This is a genomic window from Streptomyces sp. NPDC059897 (genome assembly GCF_042730865.1).
Taxonomy (GTDB): Bacteria; Actinomycetota; Actinomycetes; order Streptomycetales; family Streptomycetaceae; genus Streptomyces.
The window spans coordinates 13,619-34,101 of record NZ_JBHWKQ010000016.1; the positions used below are offsets into that span (position 1 = coordinate 13,619).

The window sequence follows — 20,483 nt, forward strand, 5'->3', positions numbered from 1 at the left end:
ACCCCGCTGCTCAATCGCCGCAGGGGCTCCAAATACCTACAGGACCTTCGACAGGAACGACTGGGTGCGTTCCTGTTGCGGGTTGGTCAGGACCTCGCGCGGGTCGCCGGACTCGACCACCACGCCGTCGTCCATGAAGACCAGGCTGTCGCCGACCTCGCGGGCGAAGCCCATCTCGTGCGTGACGACGACCATCGTCATGCCGGACTCCGCGAGGTCGCGCATGACGTCGAGGACCTCGCCGACCAGCTCGGGGTCGAGCGCGGACGTCGGCTCGTCGAACAGCATCAGCTTCGGTTCCATCGCCAGCGCACGGGCGATCGCGACGCGCTGCTGCTGGCCGCCGGAGAGCTGCGAGGGGTAATTGTCGGCCTTGTCGGCGAGGCCGACGCGGTCGAGCAGTTCCTTGGCCCGCGCACGGGCCTCGGACCTCGACTGCTTCTTGACCTGGACCGGCGCCTCCATGACGTTCTCGACGGCCGTCATGTGCGGGAAGAGGTTGAAGCGCTGGAACACCATGCCGATGTCCCGGCGCTGCTGGGCGACCTCCCGGTCCCGCAGCTCGTACAGCTTGTCGCCCTGCTGCCGGTAGCCGACCAGGCTCCCGTCGACGTACAGCCGCCCGGCGTTGACCTTCTCCAGGTGGTTGATGCAGCGCAGGAACGTCGACTTGCCGGAGCCGGAGGGGCCGATGAGGCAGAAGACCTCGCCCTGCTTGACCTCCAGGTCGATGCCCTTGAGGACCTCGACGTGACCGAAGGACTTGTGGACCTGTTCGGCCTTGACCATGGCGTGCTGCTCGGTCATGCCATGCCTCCGTTCGGGCGGCCCAGGGAGAACAGGGTGCCGCGCACCTTCTGCCAGGGGGTGGCCGACAGTTGGCGGCTGGTGCCGCGGGCGTAGTACCGCTCGATGTAGTACTGGCCGACGCTGAGGATCGAGGTCATGATCAGGTACCAGGAGGCGGCGAGGAAGTACATCTCCACCGGCGAACCGGACTGCTGGCCGATGTCCTGGGCCGCTCGGAACAGCTCCACGAACTGCACCATCGACACCAGGGACGTCGTCTTCAGCATGTTGATGACTTCGTTGCCCGTGGGCGGCACGATCACGCGCATCGCCTGCGGGATGATCACGCGGCGCAGTGTCTTCGCGTGGCTCATGCCGAGCGCGTGCGAGGCCTCGGTCTGGCCCTCGTCGACCGACTGCAGGCCGGCGCGGCAGATCTCCGCCATGTACGCGGCCTCGTTGAGACCGAAGCCGAGCAGCGCCGTCAGGAACGGCGTCATGAAGGACGACCAGTAGTCCTTGTAGATCGGCCCGAGGTTGATGTACTCGAAGACCAGGCCCAGGTTGAACCAGATGAACAGCTGTACCAGGACCGGGGTGCCGCGGAAGAACCAGATGTAGAACCAGGCGATGGAGCTGGTCACCGGGTTCTTCGACAGCCGCATGACGGCGAGCACGATGCCGCCGACGATGCCGATCACCATCGCGAGGACGGTGAGGAGCAGCGTCTTCAGGGCGCCGGTGACGATCCGGTCGTCGAAGAAGTAGTCCGGGATGGCGCCCCAGTTGATCTTGCCCTGGGCGAAGGCGTACACGATCAGGGCCATCAGGGCGACGGCGATGAACGCCGAGAGATACCGCCCGTAGTGCCGCACCGGGATCGCCTTGATGGCTGCCGGCCCGGCCGCGGGCGGCGGCGTGTCCTGGGGGCCGCCGCCCGTCTTGTCTATGTCAACAGACACGGATGTTGCCTTTCACGACGTCGCGGCCGTCCATGACGGGGGCCGCGCGGTCAATGACGTGGGACGTGCGGTCACTTGCCGCCGTTGAGGGTCGCCGACTTCACGGCACCCGCCTCGACGCCCCACTCGGCGATGACCTTGTCGTACTCGCCGTTCTTGATGATCGCGTCAAGGGCGGCCTTGATCGCGTCGCGCAGCTGCTTCTGGTCCTTGGAGACCGCGATGCCGTACGGGGCGGCCTCGACCTGCTCGCCGACGAGCTCGAAGTCCTTGCCGCCGCCCGCGGTCTTCACCGCGTACGCGGCGACCGGGAAGTCGGAGGAGCCGGCGTCCGCGCCGCCGGAGCGCAGGCGGGTCTGCGCCTGCTGGTCGTCGTCGAAGGACTGGATGCCGAGCTTCTTGCCGTCCTTGCACTTCTTGGCCTGCGCCTTGGCGAGGTCGTGGGAGACCGTGCCGCGCTGCACGACGATCTTCTTGCCGCAGAGGTCGTCCCAGGTCTTGATCCCCTGGGTCTTGCCCTTCGGCGTGTAGATCGAGACGCCCGCGTTGAAGTAGTCGACGAAGTCGACGCCCTCGCCGACCTTCTTGCCGGTGTCGGAGTCGACGCCGTTCTGGCGGTCCTTGGTGTCGGTCATGGCCGACATGGCGATGTCGTAGCGGTTCGACTTCAGGCCCGTGACCAGCGTGTCGAACGTGCCGTTCTGGAACTCGAACTTCACACCGAGCTGCTTGCCCATCGCCTTGGCGAGGTCGGGGTCGATGCCGATCGCCTTGCCGGACTTGTCCTTGAACTCGACGGGCGCGTAGGCGATGTCCGAGCCGACCCGGATGACGCCCTTGTCGCGGATCTCCGCGGGGAGCTTGTCCGCGAGCGGCGCGGACTTCGCGCTGCCCTTGGTGCTGTCGGACTTGGTCTGGTCACCGCAGCCGGTCAGCAGCAGAGTGCCGGCGACCGCGATCGCGCCGACCGCGGCTATCCGGGACTTCGCGGACTTCGCGGTCGTGCGCTGGGTGGTGCTTGCGGTCATGGTTGGTTCCTCCGGCCGGGGGTGGGAGTTGCCGTGCTGGTCGCCTTGGCACGCACCTTCGGGTGTCGCGACCTCGTGTGATGAGGCATCTTGCCATTCGGACTGACTGATTCAGGAGGTCAGCCATGTCAAAATCGGATAACGGGTGAGCGAAGAGCGTCAACGACCCCCGCGTTCACGGTGCATGGGGGGTACAGCTTCTGCGGCGCTTCCGCCCCGCGGCCGAAGATCCTCCGGCGGCCCGCCCGCTGTCTCACCATTCGGGCGGACTTCCCTCGTTTTGGGCGATGGACCTGCGGACTTGTCCAGATATTCGGCTATGAGTCATGTCACCGGGGCGTGATCGATCACGGGCGGGCTCGTCGCCGACACCGCCCGTCAGGTAAGAAGGTTCTTTACACCCCTCATCCGGGGCTCAGGGCGCGCGTGCGGCGCGCCCGTCGCGCAGGTGCCCACAGGGCGGCCCACAACAGGACCGTCCGGCGCGTGCGCGGTGCCCGCCCGTCCCTCAATCAGGGACGGAACCACCCTCAACCTGTGCAAAATGACTTAAGGGGTCAGAAAAGTGGCAGCGGAGATCGTCAACCCTCGCAGCGACGCGAGTACCGGCAACGAGGGCTCCGACGAGCCCTTCGATCCGGCTTTCGCGCTGCACCGTGGCGGCAAGATGGCCGTGCAGGCCACCGTGCCGGTCCGCGACAAGGACGACCTGTCCCTGGCGTACACGCCCGGCGTCGCGAAGGTGTGCAGCGCGATCGCCGAGCAGCCCGAGCTCGTCCACGACTACACGTGGAAGTCGAGCGTCGTGGCCGTCGTGACGGACGGTTCGGCCGTTCTCGGACTCGGTGACATCGGTCCCGAGGCCTCCCTCCCGGTGATGGAGGGCAAGGCCATTCTCTTCAAGCAGTTCGGCGGCGTGGACGCGGTGCCGCTCGCGCTCTCGACGAACGACGTCGACGAGATCGTCGACACCGTCGTGCGCCTCGCCCCGTCCTTCGGCGGCGTGAACCTCGAGGACATCTCGGCGCCCCGCTGCTTCGAGATCGAGAAGAAGCTCCAGGAGCGCCTCGACATCCCGGTCTTCCACGACGACCAGCACGGCACCGCCGTCGTGACGCTGGCCGCCCTGAAGAACGCGGCCCGGCTCAGCGGGCGCACGCTCGGCGAACTGCGCGGCGTGATCTCCGGCGCCGGTGCGGCGGGCGTCGCGATCGCGAAGTTCCTCCTCGAGGCGGGCCTCGGCGACGTCGCGGTCACCGACCGCAAGGGCATCGTCAGCCGGGACCGCGAGGACCTCACGCCGGTCAAGCGCGAGCTCGCCGAGATCACCAACAAGGCGGGTCTGTCCGGCTCCCTTGAGGACGCCCTCGCGGGCGCCGACGTCTACATCGGCGTCTCCGGCGGTACGGTCCCCGAGCCCGCGGTCGCCTCCATGGCGCCGGGCGCCTTCGTGTTCGCGATGGCCAACCCGAACCCCGAGGTGCACCCCGACATCGCGCACAAGTACGCGGCCGTCGTGGCGACCGGGCGTTCGGACTTCCCGAACCAGATCAACAACGTGCTCGCGTTCCCCGGCATCTTCGCCGGCGCGCTCCAGGTCCGGGCCTCCCGGATCACCGAGACGATGAAGATCGCGGCCGCCGAGGCGCTGGCCGCGGTGGTCGGCGACGAGCTGTCCGCCGAGTACGTGATCCCGTCGCCGTTCGACGAGCGGGTGGCTCCGGCCGTCACGGCCGCGGTCGCCGCCGCCGCTCGGGCGGAGGGTGTCGCGCGCCGGTAGTTTCGGACTGCCTGTTGCTCGGTGAAGGCCCCGCCTTTCGGCGGGGCCTTTTCCGTGGGCGCTTCCGTGGCCTTCTCCATGCCCGTGGCTAGGGGACGTGTGTCACAGGTGGCGGTGGTTCCCCGGCCGGGGGAGCGGCGCCTATCGTCAAGGTCATGTTCGCCGCCTACGCAGCCCGCATCGACCGTGATCAGCCGCTGAACGGCCTGGAGTTGGGGGAGCGGCCCGCCCCCGAGAACCGGCCCGGCTGGACCACCGTGAACGTCAAGGCCGCCTCCCTCAACCACCACGACCTGTGGTCGCTGCGCGGTGTCGGCCTCGGGGAGGAGTCCCTGCCGATGATCCTCGGCTGCGACGCCGCCGGGATCGACGGCGAGGGCAACGAGGTCGTCCTGCACTCCGTCATCGGCCAGACCGGATACGGGGTCGGACCGCGTGAGAAGCGCTCCATCCTCACCGAGAAGTACCAGGGCACCTTCGCCGAGCAGGTCACCGTGCCCGAGTGGAACGTGCTGCGCAAGCCGAAGGAGCTCTCCTTCGAGGAGGCCGCGTGCCTGCCGACGGCGTGGCTCACCGCGTACCGGATGCTCTTCACCAACGCGGGCGTACGGCCCGGTGACTCGGTCCTCGTGCAGGGTGCGGGCGGCGGGGTCGCGACGGCCGCGATCGTCCTCGGCAAGGCGGCCGGTCTTCGGGTCTTCGCGACCAGCCGCGACGAGGCGAAGCGCAAGCGGGCCCTGGAGCTCGGCGCCGTCGAGGCCGTGGAGACGGGCGCGCGGCTTTCGCAGCGGGTGGACGCGGTGATCGAGACGGTGGGCGCGGCCACCTGGTCGCACTCCGTGAAGTCCCTGAAGCCGGGCGGGACCCTGGTCATCTCGGGCGCGACGAGCGGGCCGAACCCGCCCGCCGCCGAGCTGAACCGGATCTTCTTCCTCGAACTCAAGGTCGTCGGCTCGACCATGGGGTCCAAGGACGAGCTGGAGGACCTGCTCTCCTTCTGCGCCGCCACGGGTGTCCGGCCGGTCGTCGACGAGGTGCTGCCGCTGGACCGGGCCCGCGAGGGGTTCCAGAAGATGGCCGGGGGAGACCTGTTCGGGAAGGTCGTGCTGACCGTCTGAGGACGCACTCCGAGGACGCACGGGGAAGGGGCGTGCCGGCGACCTGCCGGGCGCCCCTTCGTTGTTTTCTTTTCTGCCGCCGCATTGTCAACTGGGGTTGACACCCCCTGGATGTCAACCTACATTGACACCATGACCGAGGCAACGGATCTCGCCGAGCAGGCGGGGGCCCGCGATCCGCGGGTCGGGCTGCAGGCGGTCGCCGCGCTGCGGCGGCTGCTCGAACAGCTGGAAGCGGTACAGGTGCGCAGTGCGCGCAATCAGGGCTGGTCGTGGCAGGAGATCGCGGCCGAACTGGGAGTCAGCCGACAGGCCGTGCACAAGAAGTACGGGAGGCGATGATGTTCGAGCGATTCACCAAGGGCGCCCGTGACGTGGTGAAGGGTGCCGTCGTGCGGGCCGAGGAAGAGCGCGCCGAGCGGGTCGACGAGGGGCACATGCTGCTCGCGCTTCTCGACGGACGCGGCACGCGCGGCGCGTTCGTCCTCGGCGCTCTCGGCGCGGACACCGAGGAGCGGCGTACGTCGATGGGGCGGGCCCTCGCGCTCGCGCGCCGCCGGGCGGGGCTCTCGCAGGCCGACGCCGAGGCCCTCGCGGGGCTCGGCATCGACGTCGAGGAGATCGTGTCGCGGGTCGAACAGGCCCACGGCGAAGGCGCGTTGACCGGAAAGCGCCGGCTCGGCGGGCGACGGCCGTTCTCCCGGGAGGCCAAGGCGGTACTCGAATCGTCGCTCCGGGCCGCGCTGGCGCACGGGGACCGCTCGATCGGCGACGAGCACGTCCTCCTGGCGCTGGCCTCCCGGCCGGGCATCGTGTCCGAGGTGCTGGCGGAGCACGGGGTGAGCACGAGTGCGGTGGAGCGGGTGCTGTACGGGGGCGGGGAGGCGGCGGCGAGTTGAGGCGGGGGTCGGGAGGTGTCGGGAGGGCTCGGCGGGGCTCCGGGGGGGGGCGTCGTCGGTGGGGTGAGGTGAGCCTCGGTGTGCTGAGGGGTGGGCCTCGGTGGGCCGAGAGGTGAGCCCCGGTGGGCCGAGGGGGCCCGGCGGGCTGAGGGGCGAGTTTCGGTGTGGTGAGGGGTGAGCCTCGGTGAGTCGGGAGGTGAGCCCCGGTGGGCTGACGGGGCCCGGCGGGCTGAGAGGGAACCCGGCCGGTCCGCTCTCCCGCCGGGGCCCCTCGCCCCCGGTCTTACGCCTTCCCCGCGCGGAGGGTCGCCGCGATGTGTGTGGCCGCCGTCGCCAAGTGGCTTCGGGTCTCCGTCAGTTGGGACTCGGTCACGCCGTGGTCGCGGGCCGCGTCGCGGATCTCGTCGCGGAAGCGGTCCAGGAGGCGGTCCAGGTCGCGGGCCGGATCGCCGCTGGAGTGCTCCTCCGAGGCCCACGACGGGATGTACTCGGCGGGGACCTCGTCGTTCGGCGGGCGGTACTGGGGGTCGGCCGGGGCGGTCGGCCCGGCGTCCTTGCCCACGTCCTTGCCCCAGGACTTGCCGAACTCCCCGAACTCCTTGGCCAGTTCGGTCAGGCCCTCGCGCACCCCCGTCGGCCAGTCGCCGCGCGTGAAGTGGTCCTGGACCTGCTCCTGGACCCGCTTGGCCATGCGCTGGAAGTCCTCCGCGGCCTGCGCGCGCACCTGCTCCTGCGACTCCTTGGCCTGGCGGCGCGCCCGCTGGGCCTCCTCGCGGGCCCGGCGGCTCTCGTCCTTCGCCCGCCGCGCCTGCTCCTTCCACTCGTGCTTGGCGCGCCGCACCTCCTCCTTGGTGGCGCGCCACGCCTCCTTGTCCGTGAAGTCGCCGGGTCCGGGCTCCGCGCGGGTCCGGGACGCGGCGGCACGCACCTCGCGGCGCAGATCGCCCGCCGCACCCCGCACGTCGTCCCTGATCTCCGCCGCCAGCTCGGCCACGGACTCGCGGATCTCCAGCTCGAGGTCGGCCAGCTCGCCGCTGCGGTCCGCCAGTTCGGCCCGGCCCGCCTCGGTGATCGCGTAGACCTTCCGGCCGCCCTCCGTGGTGTGGGTGACCAGGCCCTCCGACTCCAGCTTGGCCAGTCGCGGGTAGACCGTGCCGGCCGAGGGCGCGTACAGGCCCTGGAAGCGCTCTTCGAGGAGGCGGATCACCTCGTACCCGTGCCGCGGAGCCTCGTCGAGCAGCTTCAGCAGGTAGAGGCGCAGGCGCCCGTGGGCGAAGACGGGGGGCATGTCAGAGCACCTTCTTGTCGTCGGGGCCGGCGGTGTCGGCGGAGCCGTCGGTGCCTGCGGGGGCGGTGTCCTGCGGCTCGGGGGTGTCCGAGGGGGCCGGGGCGTCCGAGGGGCCCGGGGCGGGCGGGGCCTCGTCGGCAGGGGGGCCTTCCGATGGCGGCCTGCGCAGCAGGGCGATCGATCCGGAGACCGTCGTCGCCTTCAGCCTGCCGGTGCCCGCGCCGAGCCTGCCGGTGATCTTGTGGGCGCCCCAGGCGCCCGCGACCCGCAGGTCCTCGAAGGCGTTCGACACCGATCCGCTCGCCGTGTTCGCCTCGACCTCCGTGTCCGCCGGGTGCGGGATGCGGATGGCGATCTCGCCGGAGACGCTCGTCAGGCTCACGTCGGTGGGGCCCGCGGGGTCCAGGTCCACGATCATCGATCCGCTCACCGTGTCCGCCTTCACGAAGGAGCCCGAGCCGTCGACCACGGTCAGGTCCCCGGAGACCGAGTTGAACCGGAGGTCGCCCGTGACCGCCTGCGCCTCGACGCCACCGGACACCGTGCTGGTGCGCACCGGGCCCGTGACACCGACGAGGGTCGTGTCGCCGGTGACGCCCTTCACCTCCGTGTGCCCCTCGGTGCCCGAGACCACCGCGCCCGCGCCGACCACGCCGACCTCGACCCGCGTGTCCGCCGGCACTGCGAGGGAGACGACCGCGCTGCGGTGCCAGCCCTTGCGGTCGAGCCACTTGAGGAAGCCCTTCCAGGGCAGGTCGTCGTACGCGACCGTGAGGACGCCGTCCGACTGCGTGACGCGCAGGGGCGGTCCCTCGATCTCCGACACCTCCAGGCGGGCCGGGCCCTCGGCCGTCCCCACCACGTTCACCGCACCGCTCACGATGCGTACGTGCAGGGCCGACACCGGCTCGTCGAAGACGAGTTTCCGCGGCTCCGTGACGGACCACTCGGGCATGGTGCGACCTCCTCGACGACTGGAGCGAACGCGCCATATCGCGTCCTCTGTCAAACACGATATATCGCGGACCGTGAAAGTCAAGACTGTCGCGAAACTCCGGGCTCCAGCACCCGACGGGACGTCCAATTACTGCGGAATTGCACCGACTTGCCCTAGCGTGGGGCCATGTCGTCCCTCGAACCCGCCGGTGCGCTGCTGCTCTGCCGCGCCGAACCGTCCGTCGTCGGGCCCGCCGCCCAGCTGCTGCGCGAGCGGATGCTGCTCACCCGCGCCGGACGCGAGTGGAGCGTCCTCGTGCCCGAGGCGAAGCCGTGGCTGTCCATGGAGGACAGTGGCGGCGAACCCGTCGACCGGGTGCTCGGCGGCTGGGCGGGCGCCCTCGCCGTCGGCGCGAGCTGGCCGGTGCTCGCGCTGTGGTGGGACGCCGACCGCAGCGGATTCACGCTGGCCTCCGGGTTCCGCCGCCCGGTCGGCTACGAATGGCTCGCGAACGGCACCCCGGTCGGTGAGGCCGAGGCGCTGCGCACCTTCGCGGCCCGCCTCGGCCTCGACCCCGTGCTCGACCTGCAAGCGCTCGAAGCCCTCGCGAAACCCGACACCGGCGACGGCGCGTCCGACGCGCGCGCCCGCATGCTCGGCCTTCTCGCGGTGCTCACCCGCGCCGGGCTCGCACTCCCCGCAGGACTGACGCCCGGCGAACCCGCCGACCGTCTGCGCGAGGTCGCCCGGGTCCAGCCGGACGCGCAACAGGTCACCTGGTCGGGCTGGCGCGACGCCGTGCGCGCCGAGCTCGACGTCGTGGAGGCCACGAGCGTCGGCCCCTGGCTGCGCGGCCCCAGGGCGCGGCTGCTCGCCGCGGCCCAGCTCGCGGCCGGGCTGCCGCTGACCGTGCACGGCCTGCGGCGGCGCAGCGGCGGCTGGACCACGGCCGGGGCGCTCCTGCTGCTGCACGGGGCGCTCGGATTCGCGTACGACAGGATGCGCGCGACCCGCGACTGACCGCAGCCGCCCCGTAAGCGCCTACTCGTCCTCGTCGTCCTCGTCGTCGAGCCGCGCCAACCAGGTGGCCAGCCGCTCCACCGGCACCTCGAAGTCCGGGTTGAGGTCGACGAACGTCCGCAGCTGCTCGGCGAGCCACTCGAACGTGACCTCCTCCTCGCCGCGCCGCTTCTCCAGCTCTTCGATGCCGCGGTCCGTGAAGTACATGGGGCTGTTTCTCCTGCGTGCGGGGCCCGCGCGGGCGCGCGGGCGTGGTGTGACTGCCCACCAAGCCTATGGGCAGGACCGGGCCCGGCGTCCGGCCGAGGGGTAGCCCCCGCCCATCCGGGGAAGGACCCTTGTCCCGCAAGGGAGGTCACGGGGGAACGGGAAACGGGGGAGCGGTATGGAGCGGCAAGGGGCGCAAGGAGAGGCACGGGAAGTGACGAGGGTCGCGCGGATCGCGCTGCCCGACGGGACCCCGGTGTGGGCCCGGATATCCGGCGAGGCCGACGAACTGGGCCTGCGCGACGGCGAGTTGTCGTACTCCGACACCGGATTCACGGACCGCGTGGAGGCGAGTGTCGAGAGTCTGCACGCGCTCGTGACGGGGGTCGCACGCTCCCTCGCGCGGCCACTGCGCGCCGTGCGCCCCGACGAGGTCAGCGTCGAGTTCGGCGTCGAGCTGACCGCCAAGGCGGGCAAGGTCGTCGGGCTGCTCGCGGACGGCGAGGCGAAGGCGGGCATCAAGGTCACGCTCACCTGGAACGAAGGGCCGCCCGACCTGGAGAACCCGCAGGACCCCGCCGCCCGCACGGCCGCGGTCCCGCCGCCCGCGCCCCACGCGGAACCCGGCGCGCCACCCGGCGCCCCGGCGCACGGGGGAGCCGATCCGACCGTCGCCGGGGCGGGGGCATGACACCAGGGCGCGACGGGGGCGCACCGGGCAAGCGGGATGCCGCCCTCCTTGCACTGCGTGAACTCGTCATGGCGGCCACGGTGCGCATTCATCGCACGGGCGCCGGGTATGCAGCCGACGAACCCGGAAGCTTCGTCGGGAGCGGCTTCTTCATCGCCCCGAACTGGGTGTTGACCTGCGCACATGTGGCACGCGGCGGGGAAGGGGGCGAGCTGACGGTGGTCTACGAGAGCGGACCGGGACGCGGCACGTCCCAGGTGCCCGGGGACGTCGTCGCCACGCTCCCCGAGGGCGTCGAGCAGGCGGTGCCCGGCAGGTGGCCCGCCCCCGACCTCGCCCTCGTGCGGCTGCGCGAACCCGTCGACCATGAATGCGTCTACGTAGCCGAGCGGCCCGCCGCGTACTACAGCGAGGGGGAGGTCTTCTACGCGGGCTGGACCGTGGTGGACGGACAGGTCTGCCGGCTCGACGGGCCGATCGCCGTCAAGGGCACCATCGGCGACTGGTCGTCCGGCGTACAGCTGCGCCTCGGGGAGAACGACCTGCCGTACGGGATCTCGGGCGGCCCCGTCGTCGACCCGGTGCGCGGCGAGGTCATCGGCGTACTGAAGTCTCGGGCGGACCACGGGCGGGGCGGCACGTCCATCGGGATCGAGCAGCTGCGCACGCTGCCCGCGCCGGTGCCGGGGCAGGCGGTGCGGGCCGAGCACGACGACCTGTACCAGGCGGTCTGCCACGCCCACGACCGCTACCACCGGGACCGCCAGCGGCAGTCGCAGCCCGCCCGCGGCACCTGGGCCGATGTGCAGAGCCGGCTCGGCGCGCGGCCGGGGCGCACCCTCACCGCGGGCGAGCGCGTCCAGCTGCTCGGCCGCCTCGCCGACCTGCCGCCCCCGGTCAGCACCCGCGGTCTGCTCGACATCCTGGAGTCCGTCCCGGAGTTCGAAGGGGGCACCCCGCTGCCCTCGCCGCGCGGCTGGCGGGACGGGCTCGGCGCCCTGTACGAAGGCGCGTACGACGAGGGAGTGCGGGCCCTCGTGCTCGACTACGCGATCCGGGTCCTGACGGCCGAGCGCCCCTACGTCACCCCGGGCACCGCGGACGCCGAGCAGGCCCTGTGGGAGTGGGTGCGGCAGGCCGGTGAGGAACGGCTCGACCTGGGACGCAGACGCCGTATCGAGAAGCAGCGGATCGAGCGCCTGCGGCAGCGCAGGCCCCCGGGCGCGGCGCCGGAGCCCGCCCCCGACCGGGCGGCCCGCCCCGCCGCGCTGCTCGAACTCGTCGAGCGCGGCTGGGAGCGGGACCACTGGGACTGGCAGGTGTACGTGACCCGGCCGGGCGGCGCGCGCGACTGCGTGCGCCAGGAGGAGCGCACGCCGACCGACGCCCTCCCGGAGCGGCTCGCCGCGCCCCTCGCGGAGGCCTTCCGGCAGTGCGACGAGCCGGGCTGGCCCGCGACCCTCCAGGTGGTGCTGCCGCACAACCGCCTCGACCTGCCGGTGGACGGCTGGCGGTTGCGCCCCGACGAACCGCCGCTCGGCGTGCGCGGCCCCGTCGTGCTGCGCTGCGGCGACCGGGACCGGCTGCCCGGCGAGCCGGGCTTCGAGGACTGCGGCCCGGCGTGGCCCGTGTCGGACGACGACCGCGCGGACCGCTGGCGCTGGCTGCACGCGCACGGCGCCCGGGCGGAGATCCTCGACTGCGACGACGGGGTGCCGAGGCCGGTTCCCGAGGGCCTGGAGCTGCGCGATCTGTCACCCGGATCCGTACCGGTGATGTGCCGCTACGGAGAGCACCGCTACGAGGACGACACCGAGGCGCTGGCCCGCATTCTGCTGGGCGGCTTCGGTGTCGCCCTGTGGCGCCGCGGTCCGGCCCGCTCGGCCGCGGTGTGCGGCGAGTTCCACCGGGGCGCGGCCGTCACGGTCGCCGACCCGCGCGGGGCACGGCAACTGCCGGAGCGCGTCCACGAGTTGCGCAGAAAGCTCCTGGCGAGCCACACGGAGGCGTACTGGGCCGACGGCATCGCCCTCTTCTACGACGACCCGAACCAGCCCCTGCCCGGCACGGGCGAACTCCTGGAGGCGCCGTGACGCCACCACGCCCCTTCAGGCCAGCTCCCCACGGGGCCCTTACCAGCGCCACGAACCATCGATACCGTGAGGCACGTCCCTTCGGCTGCCCTGCTGGACGAGTGACGACGAGGACCGGACCATGACCGAATCCAGTGAGTGGCTCATCTACCGTGGCGCCGGCGAACCCCACGAGGGACTCGACCGCCTGCCACCGCCGCCGCCCTGGCGGGACTTCTCGGGACGGGGCTCCAACGGCGGGGACGGCTCCGAGGACCGCAGGCTCGGCGCGCACCGGCACCTGGCGGAGCTGCACAGGCCCGGCGCCGAAGAGCTCGAAATGATCAACGCGGCGCTGTATCTGCGCCGCCCGCTGCTCGTGACGGGCAGCCCCGGCGCGGGCAAGAGCACGCTCGCGCACTCGGTGGCGTACGAGCTGGGGCTCGGCAACGTCCTGCGCTGGTCCATCGTCAGCCGGTCCACGCTCCAGGACGGGCTCTACCACTACGACGCGATCGCCCGCCTCCAGGACGTGCAGATCGCGGCGCAGGGCGGGTTCGGCTCGGCGGCCGGATCGCCGGGGGCCGTCGAGGGGATCGGGAGCTACATCAGGCTCGGGCCGCTCGGGACCGCGCTGCTGCCCTCCACGACGCCGCGCGTGCTGCTCATCGACGAGCTCGACAAGAGCGACATCGACCTGCCCAACGACCTGCTGAACGTCCTGGAGGAGGGCGAGTTCGCGATACCCGAACTCGAACGGGTCGCCGACCGGTTACCTGATGGTGAAGCCGAGGTGCTCACCGCCGACGGCGTCAAGGTCCGGGTCCGCGACGGCCGGGTGCGCTGCAACGCCTTCCCGTTCGTCGTCCTCACCAGCAACGGGGAGCGCGACTTCCCCGCCCCGCTGATGCGCCGCTGCATCCACCTCGAACTCGGCAGGCCCGACCACAACCGGCTCGCCACGTTCGTCCGCGCCCACCTCGGCGACGAGGCGGCACGCGCGGGCGACGATCTGATCAACCGGTTCCTGGAGCGCTCGCGCAGCGAACTCCTCGCCACCGACCAGCTGTTGAACGCGATCTACCTGACCGACGCGGCCGCCCCCACCAGCCGCGAGTCCTTCGCCGACCTCCTGATCCAGCGACTCGACCGCCCGAGGTGAAGCGGTGACTCCCGACGCGACGGCGCGCCAGGGGCCCGGTTCGCCCTCGGAGCCCGGACGCCAGGGCGGCGACCCCGTCGCCGAACTCATCGCCAGGCTGCGGCGGATCGGGCTCGACCCCGATGCCGAGGGGCTGTGCGACGCACTGTGGCTGGCCCGGTACGCGCGCCCCGCGCAGGCCGCGCCGCAGTTGGAGCCCGTCCCCGGGCCGCGGCCCCCCTTCGAAGGGCCGCGACCGGCACCGGTGCCGCCCGACCCGCGCCCCGCGACACCGGAGACCGAGCCCGAGCCGCCCGCGCCCCAGGTGTACGACGGGGGCGGCGACCGGCGCGTCGCGCTGTACCCGGTCCCGCGTTCCGGCAGCGGTCGCGGGCGCGGCGGCGGCCGTACCGCCCCACTCCCGGTCGGCGTCCCGGCGGCGCCCGCGTTCCCCGCCCCGCTCGAACTCCAGCGCGCCCTGCGGCCGTTGCAGGGCTACCGCAGCGCCGCACCGCCGCTGCGCTCGGTGCTCGACGAGACGGCGACCGCGGAGCGCACCGCGCGCGCGGGCGGCCTCGTGCTGCCGGTGTTCCGCGCGGTGACCCGCGCCGACGCCCGCCTGAGCCTCGTGATGGACGCCTCCTCCTCGATGCGCGTGTGGGACCGGATGTTCGCCGAACTGGAGCAGGTCTTCGGCCAGTTGGGAGCCTTCTGGGACATCCAGGTCAGCTATCTGCACGAGGGCCCGGACGCGCAGGCCGCCGTCAGCCGCAGCCCCGAGCTGTACGGGGCGCCCCTGCACTCCACCGACCGGCTCAGCGACCCGTCGGGCCGCCAGATCACCCTCCTCGTCAGCGACTGCGCGGGCCCGCTGTGGCGCAGCGGCCGCGCCCACCGCCTCCTGCACCAGCTGGCGCGGCAGGCCCCCGCCGCCGTGCTGCAACCCCTGCCGCAGCGCATGTGGAACAGGACCCGGCTCCCGGTCTCGTACGGGGAGCTGAGCCGCGGCGAGGCGCTGGGCGGCGCCGCGGCGCTGCGCGTGCGGACGGCGGCGGGGCCCTCGGCGCAGGCCCGCGCGGGTGCGCTCCCGGTGCCCGTGCTGCCGCCCGAGCCGGTGGCGCTCGGCGCCTGGGCGCGGCTCCTGTCGGGGGCCGGCGCGGGACCGGTCTCCGGGGCCGTCGGCTGGGTCAGGGCGGATCAGCGGCGGGCGTCGGCGGGGCGGCAGGCGCAGCGGCCCTCCGTGCTCGAACTGGTCTCCCGGTTCCGCTCCACCGCCTCACCGGACGCGAGCAAGCTCGCCGGATTCCTCGCGGCGGCCCCGCTGTGCCTGCCGGTGATGCAGCTGGTGCAGCGGACCATGCTGCCCGGTTCGGGCCCCTCCGAACTGGCGGAGGTACTGCTCAGCGGCCTGCTCACGCGCACCAAGGAGGAGCACGGGAGCGGCGGCGACGGCGTCCAGTGGTACGAGTTCGCGCCGGGCGTGCAGGAGTCGCTGCTCGGACCGCTCGGCAGGGACGAGGCCGTCCTGGTCCTCAAGCACTGCTCGGAGTACATCGAGGCCCGCTTCGGCAAGGGCGGCCCCAACTTCCCGGCCCTCGCGCTGGCCCAGCTCGGCGACAGCGACGGCGGCGGCGAAGCGGACGCGGTCACCGACCGCCCCACAGGCTCCGGATACCGGCCCCCGCACGCCGTGGACGGCGACAACGGGGACGGCGGGGCGAACGGCGCGGGCCTGGTCCCGCAGCCCTTCGCCGAGGTCGCCGCCCGGGTCCTGGAGCGCTTCATGCCGCTGCCCGAACAGTTCGCGCTGTACGGGCGGCCGGGCCAGGACGGGCCGCAGGAGGCGCCGCCCACCCACCCCGCCGTCACCCGCGCCCGCGCGCTCGCCGCACGCTTCGACAGCGAGCGCATGGTGCAGGACCTCATCGACGCGGTGCAGCTGCTGCGCGGCGCCGCCGAGCACGAGTCGCCCACGGAGCGGGACTTCGAGCTGTGGGCCGAGTACGCCCACTGCGTGCTGCGGCTGTGGGAGGTGCAGGGCGGCGCCGAGCTGCTGCGCGAGGCCGAGCAGGCCGCCGAGCGCGCCGCCGCCCACCCGCACGCGCTGCGCGAACGTGCCGTCCTCGCGCGCGTGCTCTCCACCGCCGCCACGGACCGCAGGCGCCGCGGCGACCACCCCGGCGCCCTCGAACTCCTGCGCAGGGCCGACCGGGAGTACGCCGTGGCCTGCTCGGCGCCCGACCTCGCCGAGTCGGAGGCGCTGCGGCTCACCCTGGAGCGCGTCGCGGCCCTGGAGGCGCAGTGGCGGCTCGGCGGCGACAGCGCGCTGCTGCAGGGCGCGGTCGGCATGCTGGAAGCGTTCGTCGACACCTGGCAGGGCCGCAGCCATCCGCCCGAACTCCCGCTCGCCCACGGCCGGATCCTGCTCCGGCTGTCCGGCGCCGCGGCCGACGGCGAGCAGGCCGTCAAGTACGCCGAGCAGGCGGCGGCTTCGCTGCGCACCGCCCTGAACGGAGACGCACAGGACCCGGGCGGCGTGCCGCGGGTGCGGGTGCTGCTCGACCTGGTCGACGCCCTGCTCGTCACCGGCGACGGCCTCGACGAGGCGGCGGCGCGGGTCGACGAGGCCCTCGCGGCGGCCCGCGACCAGCGGCTGCGCGCCGCGGTCCTGCTGCGGGCCGCCCGCGTCGCCCGCGCCCGGCACGCCGAGTCCGGCGACCCGCGCGAACTCCAGGCCGCCGCACGCCACTTCGAGCAGGCCGCGCACTGGATGCCGAGGGACTCCGCGGCCCACGCCGCGGCGCTCGCCGAGTGGGGCGAGGTGCTGCTGCTCCGGGCGGGCGCCGAGCCGTCGACGCCCGCCGAGCAGGACGCGCTGTCGCGGGCGATCCGGGTGCTGCGGGACTGCCGCGCCCAGACCCCCGCGGGCAGCGCCCGGCTCGCCCACCGGCTGCTGCTGCTCGGCCGCGCCCTGATGCTGCGCTACCGCGCGCGGGGCGACCGCGTCGACCTGCGCGAGGCCGAGTACCTCCTGGGGCTCGCCGCCGCCGAGGCGGACGACTTCCTGCCCGCCGCGCGCAGCTGGCTGGAGCTCGGACAGGTGCAGTTCGAGGTGTTCCGCAGCCTCGGCCGCCCCGCCCGCCTCGACGAGGCCGTCGACGCGTTCCGGTACGCCGCCGAGTCCGCCCGCGGCGCCGAGCGGGAGGCCGATACCGAGCGGTCCCGCCAGGAAGCCGTGCTTCTGGGCGCGCAGGCACACCACTTGCGGGGTATGTCCTACGAAGCGGCGGCACGCCCGCGTGCCGCCCGTGAGGCCTATCGGGCCGCCCGCCGCGAGTGGTCGAGGCTGCCCGAGGACATCGTGACCAGGAGCGGACCGACGGCACGGCAGACAGCGGAGCGCCTCGCCGAGCTGGCCTGACACCGGGCCGTCGGCCGGGGAGAGGGGAACGTCATGGACGCATGGGGAGAACCGCCGGCGGCCCGGCCGCTGCCGCCGCGGCAGGACGAGCACGCCGAGCCCTGCCCGGACCCGACCGAGCTGAGCCTCGCCGAACTGCGCAAGGCCGAACACCCGGTACTGGACGAGGTGCTGGAGGACCTGCGGGAGCGCGAGGAGCGGCCCGGCGAGATGCTCTGGGGGTTCAGCAGCGCGCTGTGACGCCCCGACCGGTTTCGGTCGCCGCGCGCGAGCGAACCGGACAACGTTGAACCGACCACGTTTGTGCCGCGCGCCCCACCGGGAAGGCGCCCCGTACGCGCGAGCCCGTACTGCGGGCGCACGGCATGGGGGGTACCGGAGTGGCTGGAGTCTCCGAAGGTGCCGTCGGGCGGACACCGCGGCAACGGCCCGTCCCCTTCCGGCAGTTCGTCGTCAAGGTGCACGGCCGCTGCAACCTCGCCTGCCGTTACTGCTACCTCTACGAGGGCCCCGACCACACCTGGAGCACCCGCCCCGCCGCCGCGTCCCCCGAGGTCCTCGACCGCACCGCGGCCCGGATCGCCGAGCACGCGCGCGTACACGCGCTCCCGCACCTCTCGCTCGTCCTGCACGGCGGTGAACCGCTGCTCGCGGGCGCCGCCGCGCTCGGCCGCTTCACCGCCCTCGTCCGCGAACGGGCTCCCACCGGATGCCAGGTGCACACCGTCGTGCAGACCAACGCCACCCTGCTCACCGAGCGGCGCCTCGCGACCCTCGCCCGGCACGGCGTCCGCGTCGGCATCAGCCTCGACGGCGGCCTCGAGGCCCACAACGCCCGCCGCGTCGACCGCGCCGGACGCCCCTCCTGGACCGCCGCCACCCGCGGGGCCCGCCTGACCGCCGAGCGTTTCCCGGACTCGTACGCCGGGATCCTCGCCGTGATCGACCCCGCGCAGGACCCGGTCGAGACGTACGAATCGCTGCTCACGCTCCGCCCGCCGGCGCTCGACCTGCTCCTGCCGCACGGCAACTGGACGGCGCCGCCGCCCGGCTGGGAACCGGGCGGGGAGGTGTACGGAGGCTGGCTGTGCGCCGCGTTCGACCGGTGGTGGGGGGCCGGGCACCGGGAGACACGGGTGCGCCTCTTCGAGGAGTGCCTCGCCCTGCTCCTCGGCCTGCCCTCGTCCGTCGAACCGCTCGGCCTCGCCCCCTTCGACGCCGTCGTCGTCGAGACCGACGGGACGATCGAACAGGTCGACTCGCTCAAGTCCGCCTACGACGGCGCCGCCTGGACCGGACTCGACGTCTTCCGGCACGACTTCGACGCGGCGCTCGCCCACCCCGCCGTCGCCGCCCGGCAGGCGGGCGCCGCCGCGCTCGCAGCCGACTGCCGGGCCTGCCCGCTGCTCGACGTCTGCGGCGGCGGCCAGTACGCCCACCGCTACCGCGCGGGACACGGGTTCGCCAACCCGTCCGTGTACTGCGCGGACCTGCAGCGCTTCATCCGTCATGTGGCGGCGGTGCTCACCGCGGACACGGTGCCCGCAGCCCACCCCGAAGGGGACCACCCGTGATGCTCCCGGCACTCCCGGACCACGCCCTGACCGAACTCGGCCGCACCGAAGGCGGCCCGCAGGCCCTCGCGCTGCTCGTCCGCGCCCAGGACACCCGCAGACTGCTCACGCTGCGCGCTGTGCTCGACGCCGTGACACAGGCGGACCCCCGCCTGTGCCCGCCGCCCGCCCGCAGGCGCCTCAGGGAGGACTGGGCGCTGATGGAGGCGGCAGACGCCACGACCTCGCGGCCCGCCGACTCGCCCGCCCGCGCACGCCTCCTGCACCCGCTGGTCGGCCCCTGGGTCCAGCGCTGCCTGACGCTCCTGCGCACCGACCCGTACCGGCCAGGAGCGCAGGAGCGCAGTCGGCAACTGGCGTACGAACTCGCCCACTTCAGCGCCCTCGCCGCGGCGGCCGCCGCCCGCGCGGGCCTTCCCTTCACCATCCGCCTGACAGCCCGCGGCGGCGTCATCGGCCTGCCCTCGCTCGGCACGCTGCGCACCTCGGAGCCCGACGGCACGACATACGAAGTCGCCTGCAAATACGGCCAGTTGAAGATCCGCGGCCGAGGCTCCGCACCCGTCGTCGTCCGCCTGGAACGCGGCACCGGAGCCTGGTCCGACGACCCCGCCTGGACGCCCGCCCACGCGCTGCCCGGCCTCACCGAGGGCGCGGCCCCCACCCCGCTCGACGACCTCGACCCGTACCGCGCGGCGGAGGGCGGCGCGCACTACCGGGGCGCGAGCGAACCCGCGACCCTCGACGACGCCGAACGCAAACGCTGGCTCCAGGCCTGGTCGGGCACCGCCGTCGAGCTGCGACTCGGCGGCGAGCAGCGCCTCGCGGAGGCCGTCGCCCTGCTGCGCTGCCTCGTCCCGCTCACCGCGCCGCCCGGCTCCGACCCGTACGACGCCACGGCAGGCACCTGCAGCGGCACCCGGCGCGAGGCCTTCGGCGCGGTCCTCAGCAGCACCCCGCCCACGGCGCCCGTGTTCGCGGCGACCCTCGTCCACGAGCTCCAGCACACCAAGCTCCTCACGGTCGCCCAGCTGGTGCCGCTGCACCGGGCGGGCGGCGCGGCCCGCTACTTCGCGCCGTGGCGCCCCGACCCGCGCCCCTTCGACGGGCTGCTCCAGGGCGCGTACTCGCATCTGGCGCTCGCCGACTTCTTCCAGCGGCGCGCGCTGAGCGTCGGCAGGGCCGCCGAGCGGGAGTCGGCGTGGGCCGTGCACGCGCGCTGCAAGGAGCAGGTCGGCGCCGCGCTCCCCGCCGTCGTCGGGTCGACGGACCTCACCCCGCAGGGGCGCCGCCTCGTGGACCAGATGGTCGCCACCTACGAACGGCTCGGCGAGCACCCGGCGCCCCGCGGGCACGCCGCACGCGCGCGTGCCTACGTGGACGCGGCCCGAACCCTGTTCGCAGCACGCCGGATGCGGTCAACTGGGTGATATTCGAGCCCGGTTGGAGCGAAGATCGGGGCATGAGCGGGAAGGGATGCGAGCGCGGCGCGCGCAGCCGGGGCGGGGCAGCCCCGGCCCTGACGCGGTGTCGTGCCGAGGTTCAGCCATTACGTG

Annotated in this window: 18 protein-coding genes; 12 read left to right on the plus strand and 6 right to left on the minus strand. The window is 73.3% G+C overall.

What is annotated here, in order from left to right; all coding sequences use genetic code 11:
- Positions 1-36 precede the first annotated feature (36 nt).
- The 3 genes from ACFV9W_RS19380 to ACFV9W_RS19390 form a co-directional block, all read right to left on the minus strand.
- On the minus strand, positions 37-789 hold the full coding sequence (locus tag ACFV9W_RS19380; protein WP_385762657.1) for an amino acid ABC transporter ATP-binding protein: 753 nt from the start codon (positions 787-789) through the stop codon (positions 37-39).
- 14 nt (positions 790-803) lie between these two features.
- Complete coding sequence (locus tag ACFV9W_RS19385) at positions 804-1,751, minus strand: amino acid ABC transporter permease (RefSeq protein ID WP_385762384.1); 948 nt, start codon at positions 1,749-1,751, stop codon at positions 804-806.
- A 71-nt stretch (positions 1,752-1,822) separates the two neighbouring features.
- Positions 1,823-2,779, minus strand: a complete 957-nt coding sequence (locus tag ACFV9W_RS19390; protein ID WP_385762387.1) for an ABC transporter substrate-binding protein — start codon at positions 2,777-2,779, stop codon at positions 1,823-1,825.
- 565 nt (positions 2,780-3,344) lie between these two features.
- Between ACFV9W_RS19390 and ACFV9W_RS19395 the strand changes: the two genes are divergently transcribed.
- From ACFV9W_RS19395 to ACFV9W_RS19410, 4 genes are all read left to right on the plus strand, one after another.
- Positions 3,345-4,559: an NADP-dependent malic enzyme gene (locus tag ACFV9W_RS19395; protein WP_385762390.1), complete on the plus strand. Its 1,215-nt coding sequence runs from the start codon at positions 3,345-3,347 to the stop codon at positions 4,557-4,559.
- A gap of 155 nt (positions 4,560-4,714) precedes the next feature.
- The gene (locus ACFV9W_RS19400; RefSeq protein ID WP_385762393.1) at positions 4,715-5,677 is read left to right on the plus strand and encodes a zinc-binding dehydrogenase; all 963 of its coding nucleotides are present in this window, start codon (positions 4,715-4,717) and stop codon (positions 5,675-5,677) included.
- A 132-nt stretch (positions 5,678-5,809) separates the two neighbouring features.
- Entirely contained in the window at positions 5,810-6,019 is a 210-nt protein-coding gene (locus tag ACFV9W_RS19405) for a helix-turn-helix domain-containing protein (protein ID WP_385762396.1), read from the plus strand.
- The gene (locus tag ACFV9W_RS19410; protein WP_385762659.1) at positions 6,019-6,576 is read left to right on the plus strand and encodes a Clp protease N-terminal domain-containing protein; all 558 of its coding nucleotides are present in this window, start codon (positions 6,019-6,021) and stop codon (positions 6,574-6,576) included. The genes ACFV9W_RS19405 and ACFV9W_RS19410 overlap by 1 nt, the downstream gene beginning before the upstream one ends.
- 283 nt (positions 6,577-6,859) lie before the next feature.
- Here the strand turns inward: ACFV9W_RS19410 and ACFV9W_RS19415 are convergent, their stop codons facing one another.
- Positions 6,860-7,864: a helix-turn-helix transcriptional regulator gene (locus ACFV9W_RS19415; protein ID WP_385762399.1), complete on the minus strand. Its 1,005-nt coding sequence runs from the start codon at positions 7,862-7,864 to the stop codon at positions 6,860-6,862.
- A 1-nt stretch (position 7,865) separates the two neighbouring features.
- On the minus strand, positions 7,866-8,819 hold the full coding sequence (locus tag ACFV9W_RS19420; RefSeq protein ID WP_385762401.1) for a DUF4097 domain-containing protein: 954 nt from the start codon (positions 8,817-8,819) through the stop codon (positions 7,866-7,868).
- A gap of 168 nt (positions 8,820-8,987) precedes the next feature.
- On the opposite strand from ACFV9W_RS19420, the gene ACFV9W_RS19425 reads away from it, so the two are divergent.
- Positions 8,988-9,821: a hypothetical protein gene (locus ACFV9W_RS19425; RefSeq protein WP_385762403.1), complete on the plus strand. Its 834-nt coding sequence runs from the start codon at positions 8,988-8,990 to the stop codon at positions 9,819-9,821.
- A 21-nt stretch (positions 9,822-9,842) separates the two neighbouring features.
- Here ACFV9W_RS19425 and ACFV9W_RS19430 read toward each other — a convergent pair whose 3' ends face one another.
- Positions 9,843-10,028, minus strand: coding sequence for a DUF6104 family protein (locus ACFV9W_RS19430; protein WP_010061466.1), 186 nt, complete (start codon positions 10,026-10,028; stop codon positions 9,843-9,845).
- A gap of 178 nt (positions 10,029-10,206) precedes the next feature.
- Between ACFV9W_RS19430 and ACFV9W_RS19435 the strand changes: the two genes are divergently transcribed.
- From ACFV9W_RS19435 to ACFV9W_RS19465, 7 genes are all read left to right on the plus strand, one after another.
- On the plus strand, positions 10,207-10,719 hold the full coding sequence (locus ACFV9W_RS19435) for a CU044_2847 family protein (protein WP_385762405.1): 513 nt from the start codon (positions 10,207-10,209) through the stop codon (positions 10,717-10,719).
- Complete coding sequence (locus tag ACFV9W_RS19440) at positions 10,716-12,812, plus strand: trypsin-like peptidase domain-containing protein (RefSeq protein WP_385762407.1); 2,097 nt, start codon at positions 10,716-10,718, stop codon at positions 12,810-12,812. Before ACFV9W_RS19435 ends, ACFV9W_RS19440 begins: the two co-directional genes overlap by 4 nt.
- Positions 12,813-12,933: 121 nt before the next feature.
- Positions 12,934-13,953 (plus strand): AAA family ATPase, encoded by a 1,020-nt coding sequence (locus ACFV9W_RS19445; protein ID WP_385762409.1) that lies wholly within the window; start codon positions 12,934-12,936, stop codon positions 13,951-13,953.
- Between the two features lie 4 nt (positions 13,954-13,957).
- Positions 13,958-17,353 (plus strand): SAV_2336 N-terminal domain-related protein, encoded by a 3,396-nt coding sequence (locus ACFV9W_RS19450; protein WP_385762411.1) that lies wholly within the window; start codon positions 13,958-13,960, stop codon positions 17,351-17,353.
- Positions 17,354-17,386: 33 nt separating this feature from the next.
- The gene (gene fxsA / locus ACFV9W_RS19455; RefSeq protein WP_385762413.1) at positions 17,387-17,593 is read left to right on the plus strand and encodes an FxSxx-COOH cyclophane-containing RiPP peptide; all 207 of its coding nucleotides are present in this window, start codon (positions 17,387-17,389) and stop codon (positions 17,591-17,593) included.
- Positions 17,594-17,718: 125 nt separating this feature from the next.
- Complete coding sequence (locus ACFV9W_RS19460) at positions 17,719-18,927, plus strand: FxsB family cyclophane-forming radical SAM/SPASM peptide maturase (protein ID WP_385762415.1); 1,209 nt, start codon at positions 17,719-17,721, stop codon at positions 18,925-18,927.
- A complete protein-coding gene (locus ACFV9W_RS19465) occupies positions 18,927-20,357 on the plus strand; it encodes an aKG-HExxH-type peptide beta-hydroxylase (RefSeq protein ID WP_385762417.1) in 1,431 nt (476 codons plus the stop codon). The genes ACFV9W_RS19460 and ACFV9W_RS19465 overlap by 1 nt, the downstream gene beginning before the upstream one ends.
- Positions 20,358-20,483 lie beyond the last annotated feature (126 nt).